This window comes from Sorangium sp. So ce1153 (genome assembly GCF_051521595.1).
Classification (GTDB): Bacteria; Myxococcota_A; Polyangia; order Polyangiales; family Polyangiaceae; genus Sorangium.
On the sequence record NZ_CP150361.1, the window covers coordinates 4,310,142 to 4,335,553 of the forward strand.

General features: G+C 74.5%; 19 protein-coding genes and 1 tRNA gene. 3 read left to right on the forward strand and 17 right to left on the reverse strand.

What is annotated here, in order from left to right; all coding sequences use genetic code 11:
• Window positions 1-25: 25 nt before the first annotated feature.
• From WME85_RS15345 to WME85_RS15375, 7 genes are all read right to left on the reverse strand, one after another.
• Window positions 26-3,211: a hypothetical protein gene (locus WME85_RS15345; protein ID WP_437838985.1), complete on the reverse strand. Its 3,186-nt coding sequence runs from the start codon at window positions 3,209-3,211 to the stop codon at window positions 26-28.
• Between the two features lie 78 nt (window positions 3,212-3,289).
• Window positions 3,290-3,841: a hypothetical protein gene (locus WME85_RS15350; RefSeq protein ID WP_437309846.1), complete on the reverse strand. Its 552-nt coding sequence runs from the start codon at window positions 3,839-3,841 to the stop codon at window positions 3,290-3,292.
• Between the two features lie 128 nt (window positions 3,842-3,969).
• Window positions 3,970-4,668 carry a hypothetical protein gene (locus tag WME85_RS15355; RefSeq protein WP_437838987.1) on the reverse strand — a complete coding sequence of 233 codons (699 nt, stop codon included), beginning with the start codon at window positions 4,666-4,668 and terminating at the stop codon, window positions 3,970-3,972.
• Between the two features lie 163 nt (window positions 4,669-4,831).
• Complete coding sequence (locus WME85_RS15360; RefSeq protein WP_437838989.1) at window positions 4,832-7,084, reverse strand: hypothetical protein; 2,253 nt, start codon at window positions 7,082-7,084, stop codon at window positions 4,832-4,834.
• Between the two features lie 110 nt (window positions 7,085-7,194).
• Window positions 7,195-8,043, reverse strand: a complete 849-nt coding sequence (gene lipB, locus WME85_RS15365) for a lipoyl(octanoyl) transferase LipB (RefSeq protein ID WP_437838990.1) — start codon at window positions 8,041-8,043, stop codon at window positions 7,195-7,197.
• A 2-nt stretch (window positions 8,044-8,045) separates the two neighbouring features.
• Entirely contained in the window at window positions 8,046-9,533 is a 1,488-nt protein-coding gene (locus tag WME85_RS15370; RefSeq protein WP_437309850.1) for an HD domain-containing phosphohydrolase, read from the reverse strand.
• 222 nt (window positions 9,534-9,755) lie between these two features.
• Window positions 9,756-11,963: a pseudouridine synthase gene (locus WME85_RS15375; RefSeq protein ID WP_437309851.1), complete on the reverse strand. Its 2,208-nt coding sequence runs from the start codon at window positions 11,961-11,963 to the stop codon at window positions 9,756-9,758.
• A gap of 423 nt (window positions 11,964-12,386) precedes the next feature.
• On the opposite strand from WME85_RS15375, the gene WME85_RS15380 reads away from it, so the two are divergent.
• Window positions 12,387-14,003 (forward strand): hypothetical protein, encoded by a 1,617-nt coding sequence (locus WME85_RS15380; protein WP_437838992.1) that lies wholly within the window; start codon window positions 12,387-12,389, stop codon window positions 14,001-14,003.
• 9 nt (window positions 14,004-14,012) lie between these two features.
• On the opposite strand, the gene cyaY is transcribed toward WME85_RS15380, so the two are convergent.
• The 10 genes from cyaY to WME85_RS15430 form a co-directional block, all read right to left on the reverse strand.
• Window positions 14,013-14,351 (reverse strand): iron donor protein CyaY, encoded by a 339-nt coding sequence (gene cyaY / locus WME85_RS15385; RefSeq protein ID WP_436617181.1) that lies wholly within the window; start codon window positions 14,349-14,351, stop codon window positions 14,013-14,015.
• A gap of 52 nt (window positions 14,352-14,403) precedes the next feature.
• A complete protein-coding gene (locus WME85_RS15390) occupies window positions 14,404-14,685 on the reverse strand; it encodes a hypothetical protein (protein ID WP_437309854.1) in 282 nt (93 codons plus the stop codon).
• A 63-nt stretch (window positions 14,686-14,748) separates the two neighbouring features.
• Window positions 14,749-14,822 (reverse strand) — tRNA-Arg (locus tag WME85_RS15395).
• Between the two features lie 146 nt (window positions 14,823-14,968).
• The gene (gene uppS, locus WME85_RS15400; RefSeq protein ID WP_437838994.1) at window positions 14,969-15,709 is read right to left on the reverse strand and encodes a polyprenyl diphosphate synthase; all 741 of its coding nucleotides are present in this window, start codon (window positions 15,707-15,709) and stop codon (window positions 14,969-14,971) included.
• Between the two features lie 279 nt (window positions 15,710-15,988).
• Window positions 15,989-17,365 carry a histidine kinase dimerization/phospho-acceptor domain-containing protein gene (locus WME85_RS15405; protein WP_437309856.1) on the reverse strand — a complete coding sequence of 459 codons (1,377 nt, stop codon included), beginning with the start codon at window positions 17,363-17,365 and terminating at the stop codon, window positions 15,989-15,991.
• 3 nt (window positions 17,366-17,368) lie between these two features.
• Window positions 17,369-18,070 carry a winged helix-turn-helix domain-containing protein gene (locus WME85_RS15410; RefSeq protein ID WP_437838997.1) on the reverse strand — a complete coding sequence of 234 codons (702 nt, stop codon included), beginning with the start codon at window positions 18,068-18,070 and terminating at the stop codon, window positions 17,369-17,371.
• 77 nt (window positions 18,071-18,147) lie between these two features.
• Entirely contained in the window at window positions 18,148-18,738 is a 591-nt protein-coding gene (locus tag WME85_RS15415; protein ID WP_437838998.1) for a hypothetical protein, read from the reverse strand.
• An 11-nt stretch (window positions 18,739-18,749) separates the two neighbouring features.
• A complete protein-coding gene (locus tag WME85_RS15420; protein WP_437839000.1) occupies window positions 18,750-20,000 on the reverse strand; it encodes a hypothetical protein in 1,251 nt (416 codons plus the stop codon).
• Window positions 19,997-21,112: a hypothetical protein gene (locus WME85_RS15425; protein WP_437839002.1), complete on the reverse strand. Its 1,116-nt coding sequence runs from the start codon at window positions 21,110-21,112 to the stop codon at window positions 19,997-19,999. Before WME85_RS15425 ends, WME85_RS15420 begins: the two co-directional genes overlap by 4 nt.
• Window positions 21,113-21,345: 233 nt before the next feature.
• A complete protein-coding gene (locus WME85_RS15430; RefSeq protein ID WP_437839004.1) occupies window positions 21,346-22,203 on the reverse strand; it encodes a tetratricopeptide repeat protein in 858 nt (285 codons plus the stop codon).
• 300 nt (window positions 22,204-22,503) lie between these two features.
• Between WME85_RS15430 and WME85_RS15435 the strand changes: the two genes are divergently transcribed.
• Both WME85_RS15435 and WME85_RS15440 read left to right on the forward strand, forming a co-directional pair.
• Window positions 22,504-23,949 (forward strand): sigma-54-dependent transcriptional regulator, encoded by a 1,446-nt coding sequence (locus WME85_RS15435; protein WP_437842305.1) that lies wholly within the window; start codon window positions 22,504-22,506, stop codon window positions 23,947-23,949.
• A gap of 4 nt (window positions 23,950-23,953) precedes the next feature.
• Window positions 23,954-25,246 carry a formylglycine-generating enzyme family protein gene (locus WME85_RS15440; RefSeq protein ID WP_437839006.1) on the forward strand — a complete coding sequence of 431 codons (1,293 nt, stop codon included), beginning with the start codon at window positions 23,954-23,956 and terminating at the stop codon, window positions 25,244-25,246.
• The last annotated feature ends 166 nt before the right edge of the window (window positions 25,247-25,412 follow it).

A 25,412-nucleotide genomic window follows, 5' to 3' on the forward strand; every position in this document is an offset into this window, starting at 1 on the left:
AGGCCGCGCGGCGCGGGCGCCAGGCTCAGTCGTGCTCGCCCGGGAGCTTCAGGCGGCCCAGGACCGCCTCCGCCCCCGCGAGCTGCGCCGCGATCTTTCGCAGCAGCTCGGCTTCGTCGCCCTGGAGCGAGATGTTCGGGACGAGCGCGTTCAGCGCCCGGCGGTTGTACGCGAGCCCGAGCGGCGAGCCCTTCTCCAGGTTCATCGCCATGGACTCGGCCAGCACCGCCAGCGCCTCCCGGTGTAGCCCCTTCGCCGAGAGCACCTCCGCGAGCGCGGCCGTCGAGCGCGCCAGGCCGATGAGGTCGCCGAGCGCCTCCTCGGCCTCGATCGCCGCCGTCAGGCGCTGCGTCGCGCGATCGAGGCGGCCCTTGCGGAGCTCCAGCCGGCCGATCGTCTCCCAGACCCGGGCGAGCTCCCGGGTGTCCCCGAGCTGCTTGTAGGTGCGCTCCGCGGCGAGCGCGTGATCGATCCCCATCGACAGCGCGTCGGACTCGCGCCCGGGGCGGGCGACGACGTGGAGCGGGATGCGCGCGAAGAGGTGGTCCGTCTCCGCGAGCTCGACACGCGCCACCGGATCGACCCGGGCCCGCTCCTCGAAGACCCGGCGCGACTCGGTCAAGAGGTGCGCCGCCCGGACGGGATCGCCCATGCGCACGTAGACCGCCGCTTGATCGTTGAGCAGCCGGGCCGAGCCGAGCGCGTCGCCGGCGTCGAGCAGCAGGCGGCTCGCCGTCGTCAGCTCCTCCAGCGCGCGCTCCAGCGAGCGCATGTCGCCGATGTCGTAACAGACGCTCGCGGTGAGCGCGGCGAGCTCGGCGTGCAGCTCGGGCGGGTCGCCCGGCGCGAGGAGCGCGCGCGCGGCGTCGAGCACCTGGAGCGCGCCGGCCAGCGTGAAGGCCGGATCCGGCCCGGCCGCCTGCCACTGCACCCGGGCGATCCCCGCGAGCGCGGCGATGCGGAGCCGCCGGCGCGCGGGGGTGGGCGGCATGCCGTCGAGCAGCGAGAGCGCCTTCTGCCCGTAGCTCAGCGCCTGGGCGTACGCGCCCATGGCCGCCGCCTCCGCCGCGGCCGCGCGGTAGCGCCGCGCCGCCTCTTCGAGCTCGCCCGCCTCGGTGAGGTGGGCCGCCGCGCGCGCGTCGTGGGCGCGGCGGCCGGCGCTGTGCAGCGGCGCGCCGGCGGCGTTCGCCGCGTCGGCTCGGTCGGGCGCGCGGTCCGGTGCCGGAGAGGCCGGGTGCAGCGACACGCCGAGCGGCGCGGCGGCACGCACGGACTCGGTAGCGGCGCGACCCGGATCGACGGGGCGCGCCGAGCCCGCGGGGTCGGCCGGCGCGGGCCATGACAGGGACGGGCGGGACGCGCCAGGAGACGACCGCTCGGACAGCGCCGTGGGGGCGCGCAGCGAGCTGCCCCGCACCGAGCGGCTCGGCTCGTCGGCCGAGGAGCCGGCGCCGGCGGGCGCGAGATCGCGGGGCACGCGGACTGGCCCCGGGATGGGCGCGTCCAGCGAATCGGGCGGGGCGTCGAACAGGACCGACTCGGGCGGCTCCGAGAGGCGGCGGCTCTCCGGGCTCCGGTGGAACAGCTCGGCGTAGGGCCACGGCGGGTTGCCAGGCCCGGCGGGCGCGATCGGCGTGGGCCGCTCCTGGGCGACGCGCGGCGACGTGCGGCGCGGGCTGCTCAGGTGCGCGCCGCCGCCGGCGTAGGCCATGGCCGGCGGCGGCCGCAGGGTGTCGGCCGCTCGCGGCACCCCGCCGCGCGGGCCCGCGAGGCCGGGCTCGGCGCCCTTCTCGCGCTGATCGGCGGCCGCCGCGCCGCTGCCCTCCGGGCTCGGCGCGGCGGTGGCGAGCGCGCCGGGCCATGCGGCGGTGGGCGAAGCGGCGACGGGCGAAGCGGCGGTAGGTGGGGGCGCGAGGCCGGTCGTGCGCGGCGTCGCGATCGCGGGCGCCGAGGTGGACGGGGGCGCGGTCGGGCTCGGCGTCGTGCCGGCCCTCGCCAGCGCGGCGGCGGCCCGCGCGGTCGCGTCGTCGCTGCGCGAGGCGCTCAGGCTCGCGCCGCCGAGCAGGTGCCGCTCGACGGGCGAGGCCAGGACGGCCGCGCTCTGGGTCGGCGGCGCGGCGCCAGGGGCCGGCGGCGCGACGCTCTGCCCGGGCGGCGCGGCGGCGAGGGCCGGCGGCGCGACGCTCTGCCCGGGCGGCGCGGCGCTCTGGCCGGGCGCCGGCGGCGCGACGCTCTGCCCGGGCGCCGGCGGCGCGATGCTCTGGGTCGGCGGCGCGGCGCCAGGGCTCTTCTTCTGATCGGCCGCGGCGGGCTCCGCCGCGGCGCGCGAGCCGCGCGCCGGTGCGTCCGACTCGAGCAGCTCCTCGCTGAGGAGCGTCGCGAGCCGCCGGTGCCATACGCGCGCGAGCGACGGGAGGACCGACCTGCGAAGCGCCTCGACGGTGTCCTGCGGCAGATGGAAACGCCCCTCGCCGCGGTCCTCGACCGGGACGCCCACGTCCGCGGCGCGCTGCAGCGCCTCGAGCACGTCGACCGCGTCGACGCGGAGGAGCGCCGCGACGAGCTCGCTCTCGAACCCCGAGCCGACGATCGCGCCGGCCCGGAGCACCCGGAGCACCTCGCCGGGGAGCTCGCGCAGCGCGACCTGCGGCGGCGGGGGCGCGGTCACGCTCGTCAGCGTGGTCGTGCCGTCCGGCGGCCGGAGGACCGCGTCGGCGCCGAACGACGCGCGCACCGCGCCGAGCAGGTCGCCCGCGGGGCCCGTCGGCGCGTGCAGGCGGAAGGACAGGACGAGCGCGACCCGGAGCGCCTCGTGGCGGGACACCACCCGCCGCAGCACCTCGAGCGTGGCGTGGTCGGCGAGCTCCACCGCGTCGAAGACGACGGCCCACCTGCGATCGGTCTGCTGCGCCAGGCGGTTGACGGTCTCGATGAACTCGGCGTCGGCCATCCGCTCGTGCACGTCGCCGAGGAGCCGGCGCCGGAGCCCCGAGACCACACGGCTCCGCGCCTGATCGAGCAGCGGCGGCGGCCCGCCGACGAGCCGCTCGACCCTGGCCCGCACGTCGTGCAGCGGCCCCAGCGCCGCCTCGGGCACATCGCAGCGCACGCGCAGGACGCGCAGCCCGAGGTGGGACGGAGGCTCCCCGGGGACGATGTCCAGCAGGGCCGTGTGCCGGCCCTCAGAAACGCGCTGCCAAAGCTGTTCCACGGTCCGCTCCTTCCGTTGGGTTTGCGCGGAGGCCTCGCAAGACTACGCCGCTCTTCGCTGCCCGCGGCCCGCGCGCAGCTAGTAGCCCCAGAGGAACTCCGCGCGTGCGAACGCCGTGAAATAGCTGCCCGGGCCGTCGCCCGCGCCGGGGAGGAGCAGCGTGTACTTGCCGGCGAAGCCGGCGGCGAACTGGCGGTTGAAGGCGTAGTCGATGCCGAACGGGATCGAGACCCCGAACTGGCCGCGGTGGCAGTCTGGCCGGCCATACGAGCCGCAGGGCGCGAGGCGCACGCTGTCGTACGCGCCGGTCATGAGGCCGACGTAAGGGACCCACTGCAGGATGTCGATGACGTACGCGGCGCCGGCCGACGCGCCGAGGAACATGAGATCCCCGCCCGGGTGCGACGCGGTGTTGAGCTCGACGAGCGCGTTGAAGGTGTCGGTGAGCCCGTAGGAGGCGTGCAGGCTGCCGCCGATCCCCGGGTACGTCCCGCCGTCCGCGAGGAGCGCGTACCCGACGCTGGCGCCGGCGTGCCATTGCCGTTCAAAGGCGTCTGCCTGCGAGGGGGCGAGGAGGGCGGCGAGCGCGAGCGCGGCGGCGGTCAGCGGGGCGGCGGGGGAGCATCTCATGGGTCGGGTGGCGGCGAGCAGCCCGGGGCGCCCTCGCGCCGAACCACGGCTCGAGGGCGACGACAGCGCGCGCCGGGCTCTCGATGTGCGCGCGCGGCGCGAGGCTAGCATGCGCGCCGCGGGAATCCTCAGCGGAGCTGCTCGCGGCGCCGGGCGGCGCGGGATGCGCCGGCGTCCTCTTCCTCGAACTCCTCCGAGAAGATCCGCGCCGCAGGGTCGGCCGCGCCGTCGCTCGGGTCGATGCGCAGCGAGGGCTGGGGGAAGCGGACGCCGGCCTGCCCCGAGATCCCGGGGAAGGTGTAGAGGATGTCGCCGCGCTCGCCGATCTCGACGCCCACCTCGTCGGGGCGCTCCTTGGCGAGCTCGGTGAGCAGCGCGTCCGCCTCCGAGGCCGGCAGGTCGAGCACGACGCCGACCTCCTGCGCCGTGAGCGGGCGGCGACGGTGCGACGCGAGCGAGAAGATCGCCTGGATCTGCGCGTCGCGCGACGCCTTCACCCCGGAGCGGGAGAGCTTCCGCCCGCTGACGAGCAGGAGCACGCCGAGCGTGAGGGCGACGAACCCGATCGGCAGGCCGATCGCGAGGCCGGCGATCGAGCCAGGGAACAGCGCGGCCGCGCCCAGCCCGAGGAGCAGCGCCAGCGCGGTGCCGCCGATGAGGATCAGCCAGCCGAGCGCGCCGGCGACAGCCCCGCCGAACCGGGACGGCTTCCCCGCCAGGCTGACCGACTTGCCCGCGAAGGGCAGGCGCTCCCGACCGCAAGCGGTGCAATACGCCGCGAGCCCGCGGTGAATGACGGGCGCGTTCTTTCCGCAATGAGGACACATGAGGACTCTCCCCGCGAGCGATCCCTCGCGAGCCAGGCTGTAGCGTAGGAACCGAGCACCTCCACCGCCAGCCGTACGAGGGGCCAATTTCCAGGTTTTCGGGGGCGCGGGACGAAACGCCACGCCGTGGGGTCCGTCCGGGGTGCGCCGCCCATCGCGCGGCTCAGAGGCCGAGGTAGCGCGCGATCTCGGCGCGACTCGGGTCGGAGGCCACCGCGCGCAGGGCCTCGTGACGGCGTTGCCATGCGGCCGCGTTGCCGTGATCGCCGCGCCACCGCGCCGCCTCGGCCCTGGCGAAGGTGGTGTGGCGGAGCGAGAAGCGCGCCGCGTCGAGGGCGAGGAAGGCGTCGAGCCACACCTCGGGGTCGCCCTCACCGTCACCGAGCAGCTGGGCCGCGAGCGCGGCGTACGGGACGAGCGCGGGCGGCGCGTCGCCGCGCCGGCGGAGGGCGGCGTAGCGGAGCGCGCGGCGCGTGGACGGCGGGGCGTCGCGCGCGGCGCTCCATGTGGCGAGCGCGCGCGAGAACGCCGGCTGGCCTTCGCGCGCCCAGGGCGCGTCGAGGCTCGCGAAGCCGACCCACGGCCAGGCGGCGGAGAGGTCCGCCGGCAGCAGCGCGGGCGGGCCGCCCTGCCGGAGCGGCGAGGCGCCCGGAGGTCGGGCGAGGGCGAGCCGCGTCCATCGCGTCCGGACGTCGAGCAGGTCGAGGCCCGCGCGCGTGTCGGCGCCGCCGCCGGGGCGCGCCGCGCGCGCGGCGGCCTCCTCGTCGGCGAGGACGGCCGCGCGCGCGGCGTCGAGCTGGCGCCCGCGCGCGGCGAGGAGCTCGGCGCGCTGCAGGAGCACGGCCGCGCGGAGGGCCGGCGGCGCTGCGGCGACGTCGACGCGCTCGAGGAGATCGAGCGCGCGATCGCGGTCGCCTGCGAGGAGCCACGCGCTCGATCGCGCGAGCGCGCGGGCCGCCTCCGGCGCGGGCCCCGGGGTGAGCGCCGCGGAGCGATCCAGCGCGTCGATCGCCCGGGTCGCGTCGCCCTCCAGGGCGAGCTCGCGGGCGGCGTGCAGCGCGAGGGCCCAGGCGACCTCGCGCAGGGTGTCGCGCTCGGGCGGCGAGAGCTGAGGGGCGGCGGCCAGCTCGGCGGCGCGCTCGGCGGCGCGCGCGCGGAGCGACCCGGAGAGCACCGGCCGCGCGAGCCCGCGCTCCGGGAGCCAGTCGATCGCGAGCGGCGAGCCCGCCCGCAGCGCCGGCGCGGCGCCGGGCGCGCCGCGCGCGTGGGCGCCCTCCGCTCCGGTCGCAGGCTCGTCCTCCCCGTCCAGCGCGTCGTCCGGCCGCGCGAGCGCGGCGGCCCCGGCCGCGTCGATCGCTTCGTCCTCCGCCAGCACGACGGCGAGCAGATCCCCGCGGGCCTGCGGATCGAGCGCGGCGGCGGAGCCGAGCAGGTCGCGGATCGCCCGCAGCGCGCGCTGCTTCGCCTCGGCGGCGCCCTGTCCGGCGGCGGCAGCGAGGCGGACGCGCTGCGCGAGCCGCGCCTCGACGGCGTCGGCCACGCCGGCCTCGGGGGCCTCGGGCATCGCCGGGGGCTCCACGCCGGCCCTGGCAGCGCACGCGACGAGGACGGCGCGGAGCTCGCCCCAGTTGCGCGACATGCCCGCGTGGCGCTTCGACGCCCGGTCGTTCTGGTTCAAGGTCAGGAGCTCGACGCCGCGCTTCGCCTCGGCGCCGGTGCCCAGGCAGAGGATCGCGCCGACCGTCGTGCGCAGGTCCTCGTCGCGCGGGTCCATCCCCGCGTAGCTGCTCGCGATCGCGAGCGCGCGCGGCAGGTCGCCCTCGGCGAGCGCCGCGCGCAGGGTCTGCACGCGCACGTGCCAGTCGGGCCAGCGATCCGGCCGCTCCAGGAGCGTGCGGCGATCGCCGAGCCTCGCCGCTTCGCGTGCGAGGCTCGGCGCGCCGCGGGCGGGCCCCAGATCATCGAACGTGATGCGCCCGGAGCCGGCGGCGACCGTGGCCTGGGCTGTCTCTATCGCCTCGGTCGCGCCGGCGAGCGCCGCGCGATCCGGCCTGCCGACGGCGGCGTCGACGTACTCGGCGATGGCTGCGCGCACGCCGAGCTCCTCGGCGAGCGCGCTCGCCGCCCGGTAGGTCCACGGCAGCCGGGACGGCATCGCGAACCAGCGGACCTCGGACCGGCAGTCGGGCAGCGCGGGGCCGCGCGGCGCCTCGACCGACGCGAGGCACGCGGCGGCGCGGCGCCCGCCGGCGCGGACCACCGCGACGGGGCCGAGGAGCGCGACGGCGAGCAGCGCCGCGGCCGCCACGGCGAGCGAGGCGACGAGGGGCCGCAGCCACGGCGGCCGCGCCGCCGGGGCGCCGCCGGGGCGAGGGGAGCTCCCGTCGCTTTCACGAGACGTGGGCTGCGCGCGCACGCGACGGCTTTTAGCCCACGGCACGGCGGAGCGACACCGTTTGCCGAGCGGCGCCGCGCGCCGAGCGCCCGAGCGCCCGCGCGCCCGCCGTGGAGCGCCGCGCCGCGCAGCTAGGGCGCGCTCCGGCCCTCGCCGGCGCTGGCCTCCGGGGCGAGCAGCGCGCTCGCGAGATCGTCGACCCCCGACAGGTCCTCGACGCGGGGCACCTCGAGGTCGAGCCCGCGGGCGAGCTGCGGGGCGCTGGCGAGGGCGACCTCGGCGACGGTGAGACTGCGTCCGGTCAGCTCGTGGAGCGACGTGACCCCGTGCTCGCGGATGCCGCAGGGCACGATCAGCTCGAACGCCTTGAGGTCGACCGCGATGTTGAAGGCGAAGCCGTGCATCGTGAGCCAGCGCGACAGGCGCACGCCGATCGCGCCGAGCTTCGCGATCTCGCGCGCCCACTCCGGGCCGCCCCACTCCGCCGGGGCCGCGCGGTCGACCCAGACGCCGATCATCCCGTCCACCACGCCGCCCTCGACGTGGTGCTCGCGCGCGAGCAGGATCATCACCTCCGCGAGCGATCGCACGTACCTGCGCACGTCGCACCGGTCGGGCCGGAGATCGAGCAGCGGGTAACACACGAGCTGGCCGGGGCCGTGGTAGGTGACGTCGCCGCCGCGGCCGGTCGCGACCAGATCGATGTCGCGCTCGTTCAGCGTGCGCGAGTCGAGCAGCACGTGCTCCGGGTTCGCGCGCGGGCCGAGCGTGATGACGGGATCGTGCTCCAGGAGCAGGATGGTGTCGCCGATCCGGCCCTGGGCGCGCGCCTCGATGAGCTGCTTCTGCAGATCGTGGATCGGGGCGTAGCGGCGGCGGCCGATCCACACGGCGCGCGCCCGCCGCGGCTGGGGCACGCCGAGCGTGACGGCCGGGTCCTTCGCGGGCTGGAGGAGATCGCGGAGCGAGGTGGTCGGCATGGCTACTCGGGGATCTTCTCGCCCTGCGCCCGCCGCTCGTCGCGGTAGGCCTCGATGTGCGTCGTGAAGCTCGCCGCGACCTCGGGGTCGAACTGCGAGCCCGAGCACCGCTCGATCTCGGCGACGGCGACCTCGTGGGGGAGCGCCCTGCGGTACGAGCGGTCGCTCGTCATCGCGTCGTAGGTGTCGGCGACCGAGATGATGCGCGCGATGATCGGGATCTCGTTGCCCCGCATCCGGAGCGGGTAGCCGCGCCCGTCCCAGCGCTCGTGGTGCAGGTGCACGCCGGGGATGAGCGGGTGCAGGAACTTGATCGGATCGAGGATGTCACGCCCGTAGACGGGGTGCCGCTTGAACACCTCGTACTCGTCGCTCGTGAGCTTGCCCGGCTTGTTCAGGTTCAGCACGCACCCGATCTTGCCGATGTCGTGCATGAGCGCGCTCTGCCGCACGATCTCGATCTCGTGCGGGCCGAGGCCGAGCCGCTCGGCGAGCATGACCGCGTACACGGCGACCCGATCCGAGTGGCCCGCGGTGTAGCGATCCATCTTGTCGATCGCCTTGGCGAGCCCCTCGATCGTCTGCTGGAACGTCGCCTGGAGGTCCTGGTACAGCCGCGCGTTCTCGATCGCCGCCGCCGCGCGCGACCCGATGATGCTGAGCAGCTTGCGCTGCCCCTCGTCGAAGCGCTTCGTCCGCGTGAACGACGCGACGGCGATGAAGCCCATGAGCCGCTTCTGGATGCGGAGCGGCACGGCGACGAGCGACTGGAGCGGCAGCCCCGGCTCCTGCGCGAAGAACCTGAGCCCCTTCAAGCCCTGCTCGAGGAGCAGCGCCTCGGGGCGGAAGTGCTCGAGGACGACCGTCGGATCGAGCCGGCCGAGGTCGGCGTCCGCGGGGACCGACGCGCCGCGGAGGTGTTGCCGCTCGAAGAAGCTCCCCTCGCCGTCGTCGAGCCACGTGGAGATGAGGTCGCCGCGGACCTCGTGCAGGCAGCTGTCCGCGACGGTCTCGAGCACCTGGTCGAGCGAGAGGCTCGCCGCGATGGCCTCGCTCACCTTGTAGAGCGACACGGCCTCGCGCAGCCGGATGTTCTCCGCCGCCATCCGCTGCTTCTCGATGCCGCGCTGGACCACGTGCACGACCTCGTCCAGCTTGAACGGCTTGAGCACGTAGTCGTAGGCGCCGCGCTTCATCGCGTCGATCGCGGTCTCCACGGTGCCGAAGCCCGTCATGATGACCGTGAGCGCGTTCGGCGCCGTCTTGCCGATCTCGTCCAGCAGCGCGATGCCGCCCATGCGCGGCATCTTGAGGTCGCTGATCACGAGGTCGTAATGGCCCTTCGTGAGCTCGTTCAGCGCGCTGGTGCCGTCCTCGGCAGTGCGGACGTAGTAGCCCTCCATGCCGAGGAAGTCGGCCAGCATGTCGCGGATCACCTTCTCGTCGTCCACGACGAGGATGCGAGGGCGGTCTTCTGAAAACGTGGACATGCCGCCGGCAAGCCTACCAGATCCGCTCGCGGCCCATCGGTTCAAGGTGGGGTCAGGTCGGGCATGCGAGCGGACCCGCGCCCGTTTGCGCCGCGCCGCGAGGCGCCCACACCCCCGTGGCAAGGCGGCGGTGCGGGCCAGGTGAAGCGGACGCGGCCGTGGCGCCGACACGAGCGCCGCCCGCGGCCAGCCCGCCGCCGCGCGCTGCGGCGGCGCGGGCGGTCAGTCCTCGTCGCCTGTCGAGATGATGGGGTGCCGGATGGTCCGGGGGGACTCGTCGAGGTCCGGGACGCGGATCGAGATCGGCCCGGGGCTGCGGATGGAGGGCGGCGGCGCGGACTCGGAGTCGTCCGTGCGCAGCGGGATCATCCTGCTGCTCGGCGCGGGCTCGTCCGAGGCGGTGCTCAGCACGGCCACCGCCCGCTGCTCGCCGAGCGCGTGCTTCTGCTCGAGGAAGCGGAGGACCGAGGGGCCGGTCGAGCGCTCGAGCGCGGATCGCAGGTCGCCGGGCAGCGTCGACTCGATGATCATCTTCACCCCGGTGCGGGGGTGCTCGATCTCGATGCGGACGAGGTGCACGAACGAGCGGTCGAGCCCGTGCTTCTCCTCGAAGTACCGGTTCGTGGGCACGTGGCCGTAGCGCTCGTCGCCGAGGATCGGGTGCCCGATCGCGGCGAGGTGCCGCCGGATCTGGTGCGTGCGCCCGCCGTCCGGGATGACCCGGAGGATCGAGTGACCCGAGGCGACCGCGAGGCGGCGGTACCGCGTGCGCGCGGTGTACGTGCGCGTGCCTTCGCGGAGGTCGCGGGTGATGGCGCCCTTGCCCGGGGTGACGCCCTTGGCCGCCGCCAGGTAGATGAGGCGACCGGTCTTCGTGAGCGCCTCGCTCCAGCGCGCGGCAGCCTCCTCGTTGCGCGCGAGCATGACCAGGCCGCTCGTGCCCGGATCGAGCGCGTGCACGATGACCGGCGTCGAGGTGACGCCAGGGATGCGCGCGCAGCGGGCGAGCAGCGAGCCGAGGTACTCCGCCTGCGTGGCGACCGGCTCGTGCGGGCCCTTCTCGACGACCAGCACGCCGTCGTCGTCGTAGATGACCTTCGGCGCCGGGGGAGGCGTGCGGCGCAGGGCGGCGATCGTCTCGATCTCCTCGGTCAGCGGGATCATGTCGAGCGGCGTGAGCTCCGTCGACGAGTACCCGAGCCGGCAGAAGTGATCGAGGTCGCGCGCGAGCGTGTCGGGATCGCACGAGACGTAGACGAGCAGCGGCGCGCCGAGGCGCGCGATCGCCTCGCGCGCCGTCGGGGAGACGCCGCGCCGCGGCGGGTTCACCACGATGCCGTCGAACTTCTCCGAGCTGTTGACCAGCGAGCCGACGATCTCCGAGACGTCGCCGGTGCGCACCTCCACGCGCTGGCTCAGCCCCTGGGCCTCCGCCGCCCCGCGCGCGTTCACCGCCGCGGGCGCGAAGGACTCGACCATCAGGACGCGGTTGCCTCCCTGCGCCAGCGCGAGCGAGATCGCGCCCGAGCCGCCGTACAGGTCGAGGATGCGCGGCGGCTCCTTGCGGCGGGAGGCGGGGCCCATCGCGGCCTCGCCCTCGATCACGGGCCCGTCGTTCTCGAGCGAGGCGATCTCGCGCAGCAGGAGGGCGTGCACGCGCGCGGCCTGCGACCTGTGCGCCTGCACGAACGAGCCGAACGCGGCGATGTGGTAGGTCTGCCCGATCCGGTCCTCCGCGTGCGAGACGCCGTCGAGCACGATCGTCTCGGGGCCGAGGATCTGCGGCGCCTCCGCGTCGTGGAAGTTCGCGGCGATGCCGATGACGCGCGGGAGCATCGGGCGGATGGCGCGGCCGGCCTCCCGCAGCTCGTCGCGCGTGCACGCGCGCTCGCGCTGGAGGACGAACGTGATCAGCACGAACGCCGGGTTGTCCTCGGTCGCGCCCATCTCCGCGAAGAGCTGGGTGCCGGGCGCGAGGTGGACCTCGCGCAGATCGAGGGCGCGGAGCACGCCGCCCCTCGCCGGATCGTACGGCAGCAGCAGCGGCCGGACCTCGGGGGGCGGCGACGCGATCAGCTCGCGGAGCCGCGAGGTCACCGCGGCGAGCGCCGGGGCGAGGACCCGGCAGCCCGGGATGTCGACGACCTCGTGGTGCCCTGTGCGGCCGTACAGCCCGATCGCGCCGGAGGCAGCGACGATGAGCTTCGCTCGCCCGCGGTAGCCGGTGATCGGATCGGCCGGGATGACCGGGCTCGTCTGGAGCAGCTCGAGCGACGGGTAGTGCGCGGCCGCGGAGACGACCCGCGCGCGTTTCGTGCCGAGCTGCTCAGCGTAATCGCCCGCGATGAGCGGACAGCCCGCGCACTCGACCGAGTGCGTGCACTCGATCAGCGTGTTCGGGATCTCGCCTGCCTTCAATGTGCGCCGCACGGGCCCGGACAAAACGCCGCCGCCCGATCCCTCTGCGCTGGTGCTCTCGCCCAGCCCGTGCGGTTCTTCGATACCTGCGCCGGAAGCCATTCCGGGGGAGCTTACAGGGGCTCTCGTCCAGCGTCGAAGGTGTAAAGCGGAGCGTGTCGAGCTTTTCGTCTGCCGTGCTTCTGCGTTCCGGGCGCGTTGCGGCGGAGGCGCGGGCGGCCCTGGCAATTCCCGCGTTTCCGAGGCGGCCGTTCGCGAACGGCCCGGGCGGGTGGCCGTCCAGGACCCGACGCTCCGTCGAGCCGGCCATCGGGCGAAACCAGGAGCCAATGTGGGCAGCGCCCCGCGTCGCTCCTCGAGCGGTGCCGTTCGCGACATCCGGCCGCGACGGCGCGCGCGCCCGCTCAGCGGACGAGGTGGTAAACTGACCGCCTCTTGCGTCTTCCGATCGCTTCTCTCGTCGGCGTCCTGGCCGTGCTGCTCGTCCATCCGGCGCTCGCCGCGCCGGGCGACAAGGAAGCGAACCAGGGCATCAACGCGGCCAAAGGCGGGTTCTGCAAGCGGGCGATCCCGCTCCTCGAATCCGCCGAGAGCCAGCGCCATCGCCCGAGCTCAGCGGTCCCGCTCGCCGACTGCTACGCCAAGGGTGGCGACCTGCTGAAGGCCAGTGAGATCTATCACACGGTCGCCAGCGAGAAGAAGGAGCCCGGTTACAACGCGCGAGATGTCGCGGCGATCACATCTGCGAAGAAGAAGGCGGCGCAGATCGAGGCGCGCATCCCGACCCTCGTCGTCACGCCGGTGGAGCCGTACGAGGGGCTCGTGGTCGAGGTCAACGGGGAGGAGATCAGCGACCCGTCGTCGCCGCACCCGTTCGACCCGGGCGTGCAGCTGGTCGTCGTCGCCAGGGCTGACGGGTACGAGCAGAGCTCGCAGAAGATCGCGCTGAAGGAGAAGCAACGGCGCGAGATCAAGCTGCGCCTGAAGCCGAAGCCCGGCGCGAAGAAGCCGCCGGTGAAGAAGCCGCCGGAGAAGCCGGTGGCGACCAAGCCGCCGGTGAAGAAGCCGCCGGAGAAGCCGGTGGCGACCAAGCCGCCGGTGAAGAAGCCACCGGTGAAGAAGCCGCCGGAGAAGCCGGTGGCGACCAAGCCGCCGGTGAAGAAGCCGCCGGAGAAGCCGGTGGCGACCAAGCCGCCGGTGAAGAAGCCGCCGGAGAAGCCGGTGGCGACCAAGCCGCCGGCCGAGCCGCCGCGCCGCGCCGAGACCACGCCGGGCCCTGGCCAGACGGCGAAGCCTCCGGTGGAGATGCCCGAGCCCGCGCCCCCCGGCCCGCGCAAGCAGCGCAAGGTGTGGCTCGGCGCCGGCTTCCGGGGCTTCTTCGTCCCGCAGTTCATGTTCCAGCTCCTCGGGGAAGGGGGGCGGGATGTCCTCGTTCCCGGCGGAGAGCTCGCGCTCTCCACGAGGCTCGGGACGTTCGACCTCGTGTTCTCGGTCGCCTACGCGCGCTTCTGGATGCAAGACACGCCCTTCAAGCCGAACGGGCACCCCGACACCGACTACGAGATCGTCGCGAGCGATCTCCAGGCGCTCCAGGCGGACGCCCGCCTGGTCTGGAACATCCCGCTCGATCGGAACGAGCTGTTCGCGTTCCGCATCGGGGCGGGCCTCGGCGTGGGCTGGACGTTCATGGGGGATCTCTACCGGACCCAGGCGTACCCGGCGGACGCCGTCCCCGGCGACCAGAGCACCTTCGTGCCGGGGGACCCGTACCGCTACGTGAAATGCCGCGGCCCGAACAACCCGGCAGGGAGCTTCCGGTACTGTAACCAGCTCGACTACGACGCGGATCACTACCCCGGTTACGTCGAGCCGAGCTGGTTCACCCGCCCCAAGGGCAGGCCCCAGGGCCTGCGGCCGCTCGTTTACCCGTGGCTCGTCCTGCCCGAGATCGGCCTCTCGTTCCGCCCGTGGGATCGCTTCGCCGTGGATCTCAGGGCCGGCGCCTCGGCCACCGGCGTGCTCGGGGGGTTCGGCATGCGCATCGCCCTGTGACCCGGGGGCTCAGCGCTCGAGCTTCACCGCGCGGCCGAGCTTCCGGGACAGCACCGCCTCGACCGTGCTCCAGAGCTCCTCGCCGGTCCGCTGCGCCACCCAGCGGCCCTCGGAAGGCTGGTAGTCGAAGTGCCACGCGGCCCGCTCGGCGGCCATCCAGATCTGCCGCGCCGCGCGGTGGCTGTTGACGACGTACTTGACGCCGTCCTCGAACTCCAGGGTGAGAATGCCGCTCTGTAGATCGGCCTCCACGCCGTCGGGGATCTCGTTGATCCCTCGATCCAGGGCGCGCAGCGACCGATCGGCCACGGCGTCGAACTCTCGCTCCGACAGGGGCTCTCCGCTCATGACCATCCGCTTACACCCGCGCGCGCCCAGGCGGTATGGGTCAGTCAATCCGTCAGTAGCCCGGCCAGGGCTCGGCAGGCTTCGGCGGCGCCGGGACCAGCCGCTTGAAGCACATCACGCCGGCGTCGAGCGCCACGAGCTCCCAGCCGCTCTCGCCGCGCGCCTTCGCGACGGCGCGCGCTTCGTCCACGCCGTGCGTCTGTTCGCAGTCCTGCTCCCACCGCGGCGTCGGGGCGCTCTGGGCGGTCCCCTGGGCGCGCACCCGTCCCGTCGCGAGCGCGAAGGCCGCGCCCAGCACCAGACCGCCCAGCACGAGCGCGACCTTCCTGTCCATGCGTCAGCGACATCGTGGGCCGCGGCAGGCCGGACCGTCAAGCGACGCACCGAGCACGTTCGGCACGCCCGGCAGGATTCGAACCTGCGACCCGCGGCTTAGAAGGCCGCTGCTCTATCCAGCTGAGCTACGGGCGCTCACACGACAAGCGCATCTCTCGTACTGCATCGCGGCCCCGGAATCGAGTGCTGAGAGCGCTGCTCGATCCGGGTTCCGGCGCTCGCCGGCGCTCGATTGCGCCCCACGAGCGCCGCGACGCGGGCGCCACGGCCGCGAGGGCCGTTCAGGTCGACGCCGCCAGCCGCCGGACCTGCTCGCCGGTCCGGCCGTAACGCCGCTGTCGCCGGCTGTACGTCGCGACCGCCTCGTCGAAGGTGGCCTCGGTGAAATCGGGCCAGAGCGTGTCCGTGAAGAACAGCTCGGCGTAGGCGGCCTCGAAGAGCAGGAAGTCGCTGAGGCGCTTCTCGCCGCCGGTGCGGATGATGAGGTCCGGATCCGGCATCGAGCTGGTCGTCAGGAAATTCCGGAGCGAGTGCTCGTTGATCTCCTCCGGGATGACCAGGCCGGCCCGCGCGCGGACCGCGAGCGCGCGCATCGCGTTCGCCATGTCGCGGCGGCCGCCGTAGCTCAGCGCGAGGGCCAGGGTCATCTCGGTGCCGCCCGCGGTGTCCTCCACGAGCTTCTCCATCGCGCGCCGCGTCGGGGTCGGGATCTCCTCGAGGTCGCCGACCACCTGCACCGCGATGCCGCGCCGGATCAGCTCGTCGTGCTCCCCCTCGGCGAACTCCTGGCAGATGCGCATGAGGGCGTCGATCTCGTCCTTGGGCCGCGACCAGTTCGCCACGCTGAAGGCGTAGAGCGTGAGGTACGGGATGCCGCGATCGCGGCACGCGCGCACCGAGAGCCGCACGGCCTGCGCGCCGTGCTGGTGCCCCTGCATGCGGGCGAGGCCCCGCGCCGCTGCCCAGCGGCCATTGCCATCGAGGATGATCGCGACGTGCTTGGGGAGATTGCTGGACGTCATGGGGTTTCCTGGGTGGGGACGACGCACTTTGCGACGAGCATGGGCGCGGTAGGGGGGACGACGGTGATGCGATTGTGGAGGTTCTGTGGAGGATGACGCCGGAGAGCTCAAGGGGCTCGGCTCGAGAGGTCGGCGCGAGCGCCTCGGACCGCCTCGCCCGACCGTCGCCGGCGCCTGCGGACCACCGATCTTGCGCGCCGTCAAGTCGAGGAAACCTTCCGGAAACCAGGATGAGCGCCGGGGCCGGGGAGGGGCGGGGGAGCTCACGGCGGCGCGGGATCAGGCGCCCGGCAGCGAGAGCCTGAACTCGACCTCGGGCGGCCCGCGGTGGGTGCACTCGGCCGAGCCGCTGTGGGCCTCGGCGATCGCCTTGACGATCGCGAGGCCGAGCCCGGTGCCGCCCCGGTCGGCGCGGGTCGTCACGAACCTGCGGAACAGCCGGCCAGCGACGTGCCGCCCGATCTCGCCGCGGTTGCGGATCGAGATCGTGACCTGTCCACCCAGGCGGGAAAGCGCGATCCGCACGGGGGCCGCGGCGTCGCCGTGCGTGCGCGCGTTGTCGAGCAGGTTGTCGAGCGCGCGCGACAGCCACTGCTCGTCGCCGCGCACGGCCGCCGAGCTCGGCGCGTCGAGCTCGACGCGGGAGCCGCGCTCTCGCGCCCGCGCCGCGGCGCTCTGCGCGATCGCGACGAGGTCGACGACCGCGGCCTGCTCCACGCCGCGCGCCTCGAGGCGCGCGAGCGACAGGAGCTCCCCGAGGAGCGCCTCGATGCGCGTGATCGCCTCGCGGATGCGGGCGACGAAGCGGGCCGCCTCCTCGGGATCGTCGAGCGCCCCCTCGGAGAGCACCTCCGCGCTCGCGCGGATCGCCGCGACCGGGTTCTTCAGCTCATGCGAGAGATCCGCGGCGAAGGTCTCGACGAACGGGCGGCCCTCGAGCTGGCGCCGCATCGAGTCGATGGCGCGCGTGAGCCGCTGCACCTCGCGGCCCTGCGCAGGCGGCGGCGCGGCGCGCACCTCCCCCTCGCTCACGCGCACCGCGAACTCGGTGAGCGCCTCGATCGGCGTCGCGATGGTGCGGCCGATCAGGAACGACGAGAGCGCCGCCGCGGCGCCGAGCACCGTGCTGAGCACGAGGATCGGCGGGGCGAAGTCGGCGACCATGCGCTGCACCACGATGGTCGGCTTGACGACCTGCACGCTCCCGACGCGCCGGCCGCGGACCTCGATGGGCGCGGTCACGAAGACGGTCCCGGGCTCGCCCGGCGAGGCGCCGCGCGCCCGGAGCACGCGGCCCTCCGGGTCGAGCAGCGCGATGTTCTGGGCGGCGGGTCCGTTGGCCTCGCCGTCGAGCGCGCGCACCGCCGCCAGCTCGACGCCGCGGACCTCCATCTCCATCGCTGCGACGGCGGCGAACGCGGCCGCCTCGTCGCGCGCGCTGCCCTCCGCGAGCAGCGTCGCGCGCGCCTCGATGCGATCGATGACGAGCAGCCCGAGCCCGAACGCGAACGCGCCGACGATGCCGCCGAGCGCGATGAAGATCTGCATCCGGATGCTCATCCCGGCCGTCCGGGCGCGGACGAGGCGCGAGGCGAACAGCGCGACGAGCAGGATGATCGAGACCGCCGCCGCCGCGGTGACGACGAGGCGCAGCATGCTTCAGTCGCCGCCTTCCGTGGGGCTCGGCTTGTCCGTGACGCGGTAGCCCACGCCGCGCACCGTCTCGATGAGGTCCGCGTCGCCCCCGGCCTCGACGACCTTCTTCCGGAGCCCCTTCACGTGCGAGTCGATGGTCCGGTCGGTGATCGCGAACCCGTCGCCCCAGACGCGGTCGATGAGCTGCGCGCGCGTGAAGACCCTGCCCGGCGCGGCGAGCATGCAGGCGAGCAGATCGAACTCGACGCGGGTGAGGTCGACCTTCTGGCCGTTGACGTGCGCCCGCCGCGTGGCCTCGTCGACCATGAGCGGCAGCGGCGCGGGGGCGGCGCTGGGCAGCGAGGGCCGCGCGGCGCGGCGCAGGACGGCGCGCACCCGCGCCACGATCTCCCGGGGCGAGAACGGCTTGGTCACGTAGTCGTCGGCGCCTGTCTCGAGCGCGGCGACGCGGTCGGCCTCGCTGTCGCGGCTCGACAGGACGATGATCGCGGCGTGCGCCTCGCTCCGCCGCACCTGGCCGATGAGGTCGAAGCCGCTGCCGTCGGGGAGCATCAGGTCGAGGATGATGAGGTCCGCCTTGTCGAACTCCCGCTCCGCGGTCGCGAGCGTGGTGGCGACGGTGGCCGCGAACCCGTCGCGCCGCAGGAAGTAAGCGATGGATTCGGCGATCGCCGGCTCATCCTCGACGACCAGGACCTTGGCCATGATCAGGGAGCTTAGAACGGCGCGGCGGACGCGTCGACAGGGCAGGCCGCCGGGGGGGCGGCCGGCGCCGCCAGCAGCTACGTCGGCGCCGCGTTGACCGCCGCGTTGACGATCTCGCGCACCACCCCGAGCAGCCGATCGTAGTGCTCCGGGACGGGGCGCAGGCCGGCGCAGTGAACCACGAGCCCGCCGGAGCGCAGCTCGAGGTGCCCCTGGAAGCCGCGGCGGGCGAGGAGCTTGCGCAGGCGCGGGTGGAACGCGGCGGCGGCGTCGCGCTCGGAGGCGGCGAAGGTCGTCACGTGGGCGTCCCAGACCGCGTCGCCGAGGACGACCCGGGGCGGGGGAGGGCTCTCGATGAAGGCGACGCGCGTCAGGAAGTGCTCGCCGACGCGCATCGCGGCGCGGCGCCGGAGCCCCGGGTGCGTCGCGAAGCCGAGCAGCGATCGCTCGATCGGCTCGGCGTCGCCGTCCGCGTACCAGGGCTCGGCGATCACCGCGTGCCCGGGGTTCGCCGTCCACGTGCACGCGGCGAGGTAAGCGGAGGGGGGCGCGATCGTGTCGTACGGCTCCCAGCGGCGGAACCAGGCCTCGTCGGGGCGCGGGGTGAAGGCGAGGCCTCGCCGGGCAGCCCACGCGGCGATGAGCTCGGAGCCGAGCGAAGGCGGCATGATCGTCGAGGTTAGTCCGCGCGGCGGCGCCCAGGAAGCCTCCGCCGCCACGCCGCGGCGAGCGCTCCGGCTGCGAGCGCCAGCCAGGACGCCGCGCCGGCGGCGGCGCCGCTCCCGGGGACGTCGCAGGCGCACCGGCCGTAGATGCCAACCGTCGAGGTGGTCTCGTCCTCCTCGCCGTTCCCCTCGTCGTTCGGCGAGGCGCCCGCGCCCCCCTGGCCCGCCGTGACGGGCGCGCCGCCCGCGCTCCCGTCCGTTCCCCCGGCGCCACCGCCGCCCGCGCCGCCGCTGCCGGCCACGCCGCCCGCGCCGCCGCTGCTGGCCACGCCGCCATCGCCGCCCGCGCCGTCGCCTCCGCCGCCCGTCTCGCCGCCGCTGTCCACGCAGCGGGTGACGTGGAGAGGGCGCGTTCGCGTGCAGTCCGTCGGCGACGCGCAGCGCGGATCGGAGAGCGCGGCCGGCGCGCTGTTGCCGCCGATCTCGCCCGGGTCCGGGTACGCGACCTCGGTCCCCTCCCAGCGCCCCCCGGTGTGCTCCACCCGGCCAAGCACCCGCTCCTGGTACGGCGCGGCGCCGCCGATCGCCGGATCGTAGACGCCGCGGCCCGCGTCGTAGTTGGGGTTGTTCGGGTTGTTGACGTACGAGAGGCCGTTGTAGGCCCACAGGGCGCTGTACCAGTGCTCGATGATCGCCGGCTGCTGGTCGCCGACGCAGCGCGTGGCCCTCCACTTCATGGCCAGGATGCGCGCGCCGGTCGCCGCGTTGTAGGTCGGGTCGGCGGCCACGCGGCGCGCATCGAAATCCGGGCTGTCGCCGCTCCGCATGCCGCTCGTGACCTGGGCGGCGCCGTAGCCGCAGTCGAACGAGATGATCGTCCGCGAGCTCCCCCCTGCCTGGTCCATGGGCCGGTCCGGCGCGCAGAACTGCTGCCAGCCCGACTCCTGCATGGCGATCGCCTTCAGCAGCTCGCAGGGGAAGGTGGCGAGGACGTCGCGCCGCGCCTCGGGCAGGCCGCAGCCCTGGCCGAAGACGAACGCGGCGGGGCCGTCGTCTCCCCAGGCCTCGGGACCCCGCGAGACGCGATCGAAGATGGCGTTCCACTCCGCGACGGAGGGGTTGGTCCCGGGCACGGCGTCGACGGCGCAGCCGCGCTCGTTGTAGGCGCTCGACGCGGTGAAGCAGGGGCAGTACGCGGCGCGGGCGGCGGGCGCGACCAGCGCGGCCGCGGCGAGCGCGGCCGGGATGACGAGGCGGCGGCTCATCGCTGCTCCTCCTTCGCCGTCGTGAAGCCGGCGACGGCGATGCGCGCTCCGGGCGGCGCGGGGATCGCGGCGACCTCGCCGCTCGCCGCGTGGATCGCGAAGGGCACCGCGAACGCGGACGGGTTCGTGTGCAGCGCGGCCACCCACGACGCGTCCGGCGAGACCGCCTGGATGGCGTCGACGCCGGCGCCGAGCGGGCCGCGGATCGCGGCGCGGGCGCCGACCACGAGGAGCCCGGCGGCGCGATCCGGCGTGTACGCGAGCCCGCCGCCCGGCCAGGCGTGCGGGGCGAGGCCGTTGCTCGCGCTCGTCTCGAGCCGGGCGCGCTTGCCGCTCCTGAGGTCGAGCTGGTCGATCACCCACGTGCCGGGGTCGACCTCGTGCCGGTTCTGGAACACGAGCGCGGCCGTCGCCGCGTCGATCGAGAAATCGCGCGCGAACGGCGGGAGCGACGGGACAACCACGCGCGTCGCGCCGGTGTCGGGGTTCACGAGGACGATGTCAGCGGACCCCGGCGCCACGCGGTAGATCACGAGGTCGCCTCTCCACTCGCCGGCGAGGAAGGCGAGGTGGCCCGCGACGCTGTGCACGGTGCGGCTCGCGCCGTTGGCGAGGTCGATCTCGTCGATGGTCAGCGTGTCGACCCGGAGCCGCGCGAGGTCGCCGTCGAGCGGCGGCTCCGGACCGGCGACGCCGCGCGAGACGAAGACGCGCCCCGCGGCGGTGACCAGCGGTCGGCTCGCGTGCACCACGCCGTCGCAGAGCGCGACCGGCTCCGCGTGCGGCTCGATCCGGAAGAGGCTCGCGTTGAACGAGCGATCGCGGGACGGGCTCGTGTCGGCGGTCGCGACGACGATCGACGTCCGCGGCACGACGCGGGCGCGGACGACCGCATCGCTCAGGTGCTGGAGCGTGGCGAGCGCGGGGCCAGCCTTTTTGCCGCCCACAGCGGCGATGTGGAGCGTGCTCCTGGCTGCCCCCGGCGTGGAAGCGAGGATCGCCACCTTGGCCGGGGAGGAGCGCGCACCCGGAGCCGCGAGGGCCGCCGGCACGAGCAGGCGGCCGACCCGCGAGAGCGCGGGCGCAGGGCTCTCGCCGGCGCTGACGAGCACCGCCGCTGCGGCGATCGCGAGGGCGCCGGGAAGCGCAATGACGTTCAGACAACGCCGTGTCAGGAGGGAGCGGGCGGAGGAGCTGAGACGCACGGAAGTAGAGTAAACGATGCGGTGGCGGGCGCTCGCCCGCTCGCCAGCGTGCTCGCAACGGCGCGCCTCGGCCGGCCAGGACGCCAGCTCACAGAGCCCCGGCGCCCGCCAGGATCAGCGTTTCGCCGGGGTGTCGGCGCTCAGAAGCGGCCGGACACGCCGAGCCCGGCCGCGCCCGGGCCGGCGACCGGGGTCAGCCGCAGCTTGGCGGCGGGCGCGAGCAGGCCGGAGGGGGTCCGGGGCTGGTTGAACCCGAGCTCCCAGATCAGACCACCCGCGACCCCGGCGGCGCCCAGCCCGAGGAGCACCCCGCCGACCGTCACGTACGTGCGGCCCTGGTTGCCCTGGTCGGCGACGTCCGGCTCGCAGTTGACGCGGAACGGACAGCTCTCCTCGGCGGCGCTGATGTCGGCGAAGCCGCTCGAGGTCAGGATCCCGCCGACCAGCAGGGTGACGACGCCGGCGCCCGTGACGATCCACGGCGTGTAGCCGTGAGGAGGCTGCGGCGGAGGCACCTCCACGGTGTGGCTCGGGGCCGCCGAGGCGGTGGGGAGGGGCGGAGGCGGCACCGGCGCCGACGCGGACTCGCTCGCGGTCGGCGTCGGCGCCGGCCGGATGGAGTTCTTGAGGTTCTGGATCTTGTCCTGGATCGTCTGCGCGTCGCTCGCGTCCGGCGTGCGGGCCAGGTACGTCTCCAGCGCGACCACCGCCTCGGCGCGGTCGCCCTTCTTCTCGTACGCGTTGGCGATGTTGATGAGCGCGCCGTGCGCCGTGCAGTCGAGCTTGTAGACGTCCTTCCAGTACTGGATGGCGCGGTCGTAGTCAGCCCGCTCGTAGAACTGGGTGGCGGCCTTGTGCGCGCCCTTGGCGCCTTCCAGGTCAGCCGCCGTCGGCGTGCGGTTGCACTCGGGGTACTCGATGGCCGGATCTCCTGCTACGGCCAACCCCGCGGCGAGGAACATCCCCGCGCCGAGACCGACCAGCCAAGTCCGAAGCACACGCATCCGAGCCGCCCTCCACGAGAAGTGGGCGCAGCATACTGATCCGTTTCGCCGGCAGCGAGAAAAAGGCATCACGGCGGACGCCGAGGCAATGCGTTCGGCCTGCCGGACCGGCAAGCCGAGCCGCCGGGCCAGGCGAGCCGCCAAGGGGCAGCCCGTCCGCGCGCCGGCGGACGGCGCTCGCCCCGCGCCCTGACGCGCGCCGCGGGCCCCGGGCGGGCGGCGCGGGCGCATGGAGCCGCCGGGGGGCGGTCCCGACGCTTGCCCGGTTGCCGGTTCTGCTAGTCTCGCCCGGTGATGCTCCCCGAAAAGAAGCAGATCCTCGTCGTGGATGACGAGGCGAACCTCCGGCGCGTCCTCAGCGCCCAGCTCGGCCGGGATGGCTACGAGGTCCACACCGCGGAAGACGGCGAGGAAGGTCTCGCCTTCCTGAAGGAGCACCACATCGATCTGGTCATCACCGATCTCCGGATGCCCAAGGTCGACGGCATGGACCTGCTCCGGGCGGCGCTCCGCGACGACCCCTCGCGGCCTGTCGTGCTCCTCACGGCGCACGGGACCGTCGACAACGCCGTCGAGGCGCTGAAGACGGGCGCGTTCGACTACATCACGAAGCCGTTCGATCAGAACGAGGTGCGCGTCGTCGTGAAGAAGGCGCTCCGCACCCGGGACCTCGCGAGCGCGGACGCGACGCGGGACGTCTCCGCCGCGCTGCCCCGGGGGGGCTCCGACCGGTTCGGCATCATCGGCGAGAGCCCGCCCATCCAGGAGCTCTACGCGATCCTGGAGCGGGTCGCCGACACGCCGACGACGGTGCTCATCAGCGGCGAGAGCGGCACCGGGAAGGAGCTCGTCGCGCGCGCGCTTCACGAGAACTCCAGCCGGCGCGACCGGCCGTTCATCAAGGTCAACTGCGCGGCGATCCCGAAGGATCTCATGGAGTCCGAGCTCTTCGGCTACGAGCGCGGGGCCTTCACCGGCGCGGTCGCCTCCAAGCCGGGGCGCTTCGAGCTCGCCTCGGGCGGCACGCTCTTCCTCGACGAGATCGGCGAGATCCCGAACGAGATGCAGGTGAAGCTCCTGCGCGTGCTCCAGGAGAGCGAGTTCGAGCGGGTCGGGGGCATCAAGACCATCCACGTCGACGTCCGCCTCGTCGCCGCCACGAACCGCGACCTCAAGCGCGAGATCGCGGCGGGCACGTTCCGCGAAGACCTCTTCTACCGGCTCAACGTCGTCCCGATCGCGCTCCCGGCGCTGCGCGACCGGCGGAGCGACATCCCCCACCTCTGCGCGCACTTCGTCGCCAAGTTCAACGCGCGCCTCAAGAAGAGCATCGAGGGCATCGAGCCCGAGGCGCTCGAGCGCCTGTCGTCGCACGCCTGGCCGGGGAACATCCGCGAGCTCGAGAACGTCGTCGAGCGCGCGCTGCTCTTCGCCGACGGCTCGCGCATCCGCCTCGACGACCTGCCGGAGGAGATCCGCAGCGGCGCCCCGTCGACGCCCGGCGCGTCGCTGCCGCTCGCGGCGACGGCCGCGGACACCTCCCTCGCCCCGTCGACCCTCGACGGCCTCAAGGAGCAGGTCAAGGCGGCCATGAGCAAGCTCGAGCGCGACCTCATCGAGCGCGCCCTCAAGCAGACGCACGGCAACGTCACGCACGCGGCGCGGCTGCTCAAGATCTCGCGCAAGGGGCTCCAGCTCAAGATGAAGGAGCTGAACCTCCGCGAGCGCGACCCCGAGTGAGCCCGTGGTCCCTGGCGAGCCGCGCTCCGTCCGCACGCCGAGGGGGAAGGCCCTCGCGGCCGCCGTGTCGCTCGCCGGGCTGATCGCGGCCTCCCTCGGCTGCGATCGCGGCGGCGGCTCGCCGGGCACGGACGCCGATCTCGACGCCGCGCCGCCCTGGGACGTGGACCACACCGAGCCGGAGCCGCGCCCCGGCATGGCGTGGGTCCCGAAGGGCGTGCTCATCGCGGGCACGCCGCCGGACCGCCTGCCGCGCATCGCCGACGAGGAGATGGAGGGCGCGCAGGTCGTGATGCACGGCTTCTACATCGACGTCTTCTCGTACCCCAACGAGGTCGGCGCCATCCCGACCACGAACGTCACGCAGGACGAGGCGCGCGCGCTCTGCGAGGCGCAGGGCAAGCGCCTCTGCACGGAGCTCGAGATCGAGCGGGCCTGCAAGGGGCCGGCGAACACCACCTACGAGTACGGCGACGCGTACAAGGCCTCGGCGTGCGCGACCGGGCAGAGCCGGGTGCTGACGCCCAACGGGGTGAACGCCGGGTGCGTGAGCGGGTTCGGGGTGCACGATCTGCACGGCGGCGTGTGGACCTGGACCTCGAGCCAGTGGCTGCGGGACAGCAGCAAGCCGGGGCTCGTCACGCTGCGCGGGGGCAACGGGCCGACGGGCGATCTCGTGGGGCGCTGCGCCCACGGGCGCGGCGTCAAGCCCGACACGCGCCGCCCCGAGGTCGGCGTGCGCTGCTGCGCCGGGGAGGTGAATAGCTTCGAGGTGGTGCTCGAGGTGACGCGCGATCGTCCGCTCCGGCTGGAGCCGCTCTTCGACGCGCGCGCGGCGGCGCAGCTCTCGCTGCTCGCGCCGGAGGAGGTGCGCGCCGCGGCCGGTCCCGGGGCGGCCGAGGACGCGTTCAAGGTGGAGCGCACCTGGACCTGGCACCCCCGCGGCAACGAGGAGCTCGTGCTCGGCGGCGGCTGCGCGCGTCCGGGCGGCGCGAAGGCGGACCCGCGCGGGCGCGGCAAGCGCGCGAAGCGCGCGCGCCCCGGCGACAAGTCGATGTGCGGGCTCCTCGTCGCCCGGATGCGCTTCAGCGCGCCCGTGCTGCTCGCGTTCGTCCCGTCGGACCTCTGGGAGCCGACGCTCGGGGAGACGGACTCCCCGCGCGAGCTCTTTCTCTACGGCGGCGATGCGCTCGGCGCCTTCCGTCGCCGCGTCACGTACGAGTGGGGGAAGATCGGCGTCGCCGACAAGGAGCGCAAGCGCAAGCACAAGGGCCGCCGCGGGCTCTCGTACGACTAGCCGCGGGCGCGGGCGCGGGCGTGCGGCGGCGCGTCGCGAGGAGCGCGCGCACCCCGCTCTCCGGCGAGCGCTGCCGAGGTGCCACGGTCGCGGAGGGGGTGGCGCCGTCGCGCGGCGGCGACCACATTCCAGCGGCGCGCTCGGGCCATGGCACATTGGCCTTGCG

Bases quoted from the DNA above. Each gene is read 5' to 3' on its own strand.
- WME85_RS15350 (WP_437309846.1), bottom strand. From the start codon at position 3,841: ATGAGATGCTCCCCCGCCGCCCCGCTGACCGCCGCCGCGCTCGCGCTC.
- WME85_RS15355 (WP_437838987.1), bottom strand. From the start codon at position 4,668: ATGTGTCCTCATTGCGGAAAGAACGCGCCCGTCATTCACCGCGGGCTC.
- lipB (WP_437838990.1), bottom strand. From the start codon at position 8,043: ATGCCGACCACCTCGCTCCGCGATCTCCTCCAGCCCGCGAAGGACCCG.
- WME85_RS15370 (WP_437309850.1), bottom strand. From the start codon at position 9,533: ATGTCCACGTTTTCAGAAGACCGCCCTCGCATCCTCGTCGTGGACGAC.
- cyaY (WP_436617181.1), bottom strand. From the start codon at position 14,351: ATGAGCGGAGAGCCCCTGTCGGAGCGAGAGTTCGACGCCGTGGCCGAT.
- WME85_RS15390 (WP_437309854.1), bottom strand. From the start codon at position 14,685: ATGGACAGGAAGGTCGCGCTCGTGCTGGGCGGTCTGGTGCTGGGCGCG.
- uppS (WP_437838994.1), bottom strand. From the start codon at position 15,709: ATGACGTCCAGCAATCTCCCCAAGCACGTCGCGATCATCCTCGATGGC.
- WME85_RS15405 (WP_437309856.1), bottom strand. From the start codon at position 17,365: ATGCTGCGCCTCGTCGTCACCGCGGCGGCGGCGGTCTCGATCATCCTG.
- WME85_RS15410 (WP_437838997.1), bottom strand. From the start codon at position 18,070: ATGGCCAAGGTCCTGGTCGTCGAGGATGAGCCGGCGATCGCCGAATCC.
- WME85_RS15415 (WP_437838998.1), bottom strand. From the start codon at position 18,738: ATGCCGCCTTCGCTCGGCTCCGAGCTCATCGCCGCGTGGGCTGCCCGG.
- WME85_RS15420 (WP_437839000.1), bottom strand. From the start codon at position 20,000: ATGAGCCGCCGCCTCGTCATCCCGGCCGCGCTCGCCGCGGCCGCGCTG.
- WME85_RS15435 (WP_437842305.1), top strand. From the start codon at position 22,504: ATGCTCCCCGAAAAGAAGCAGATCCTCGTCGTGGATGACGAGGCGAAC.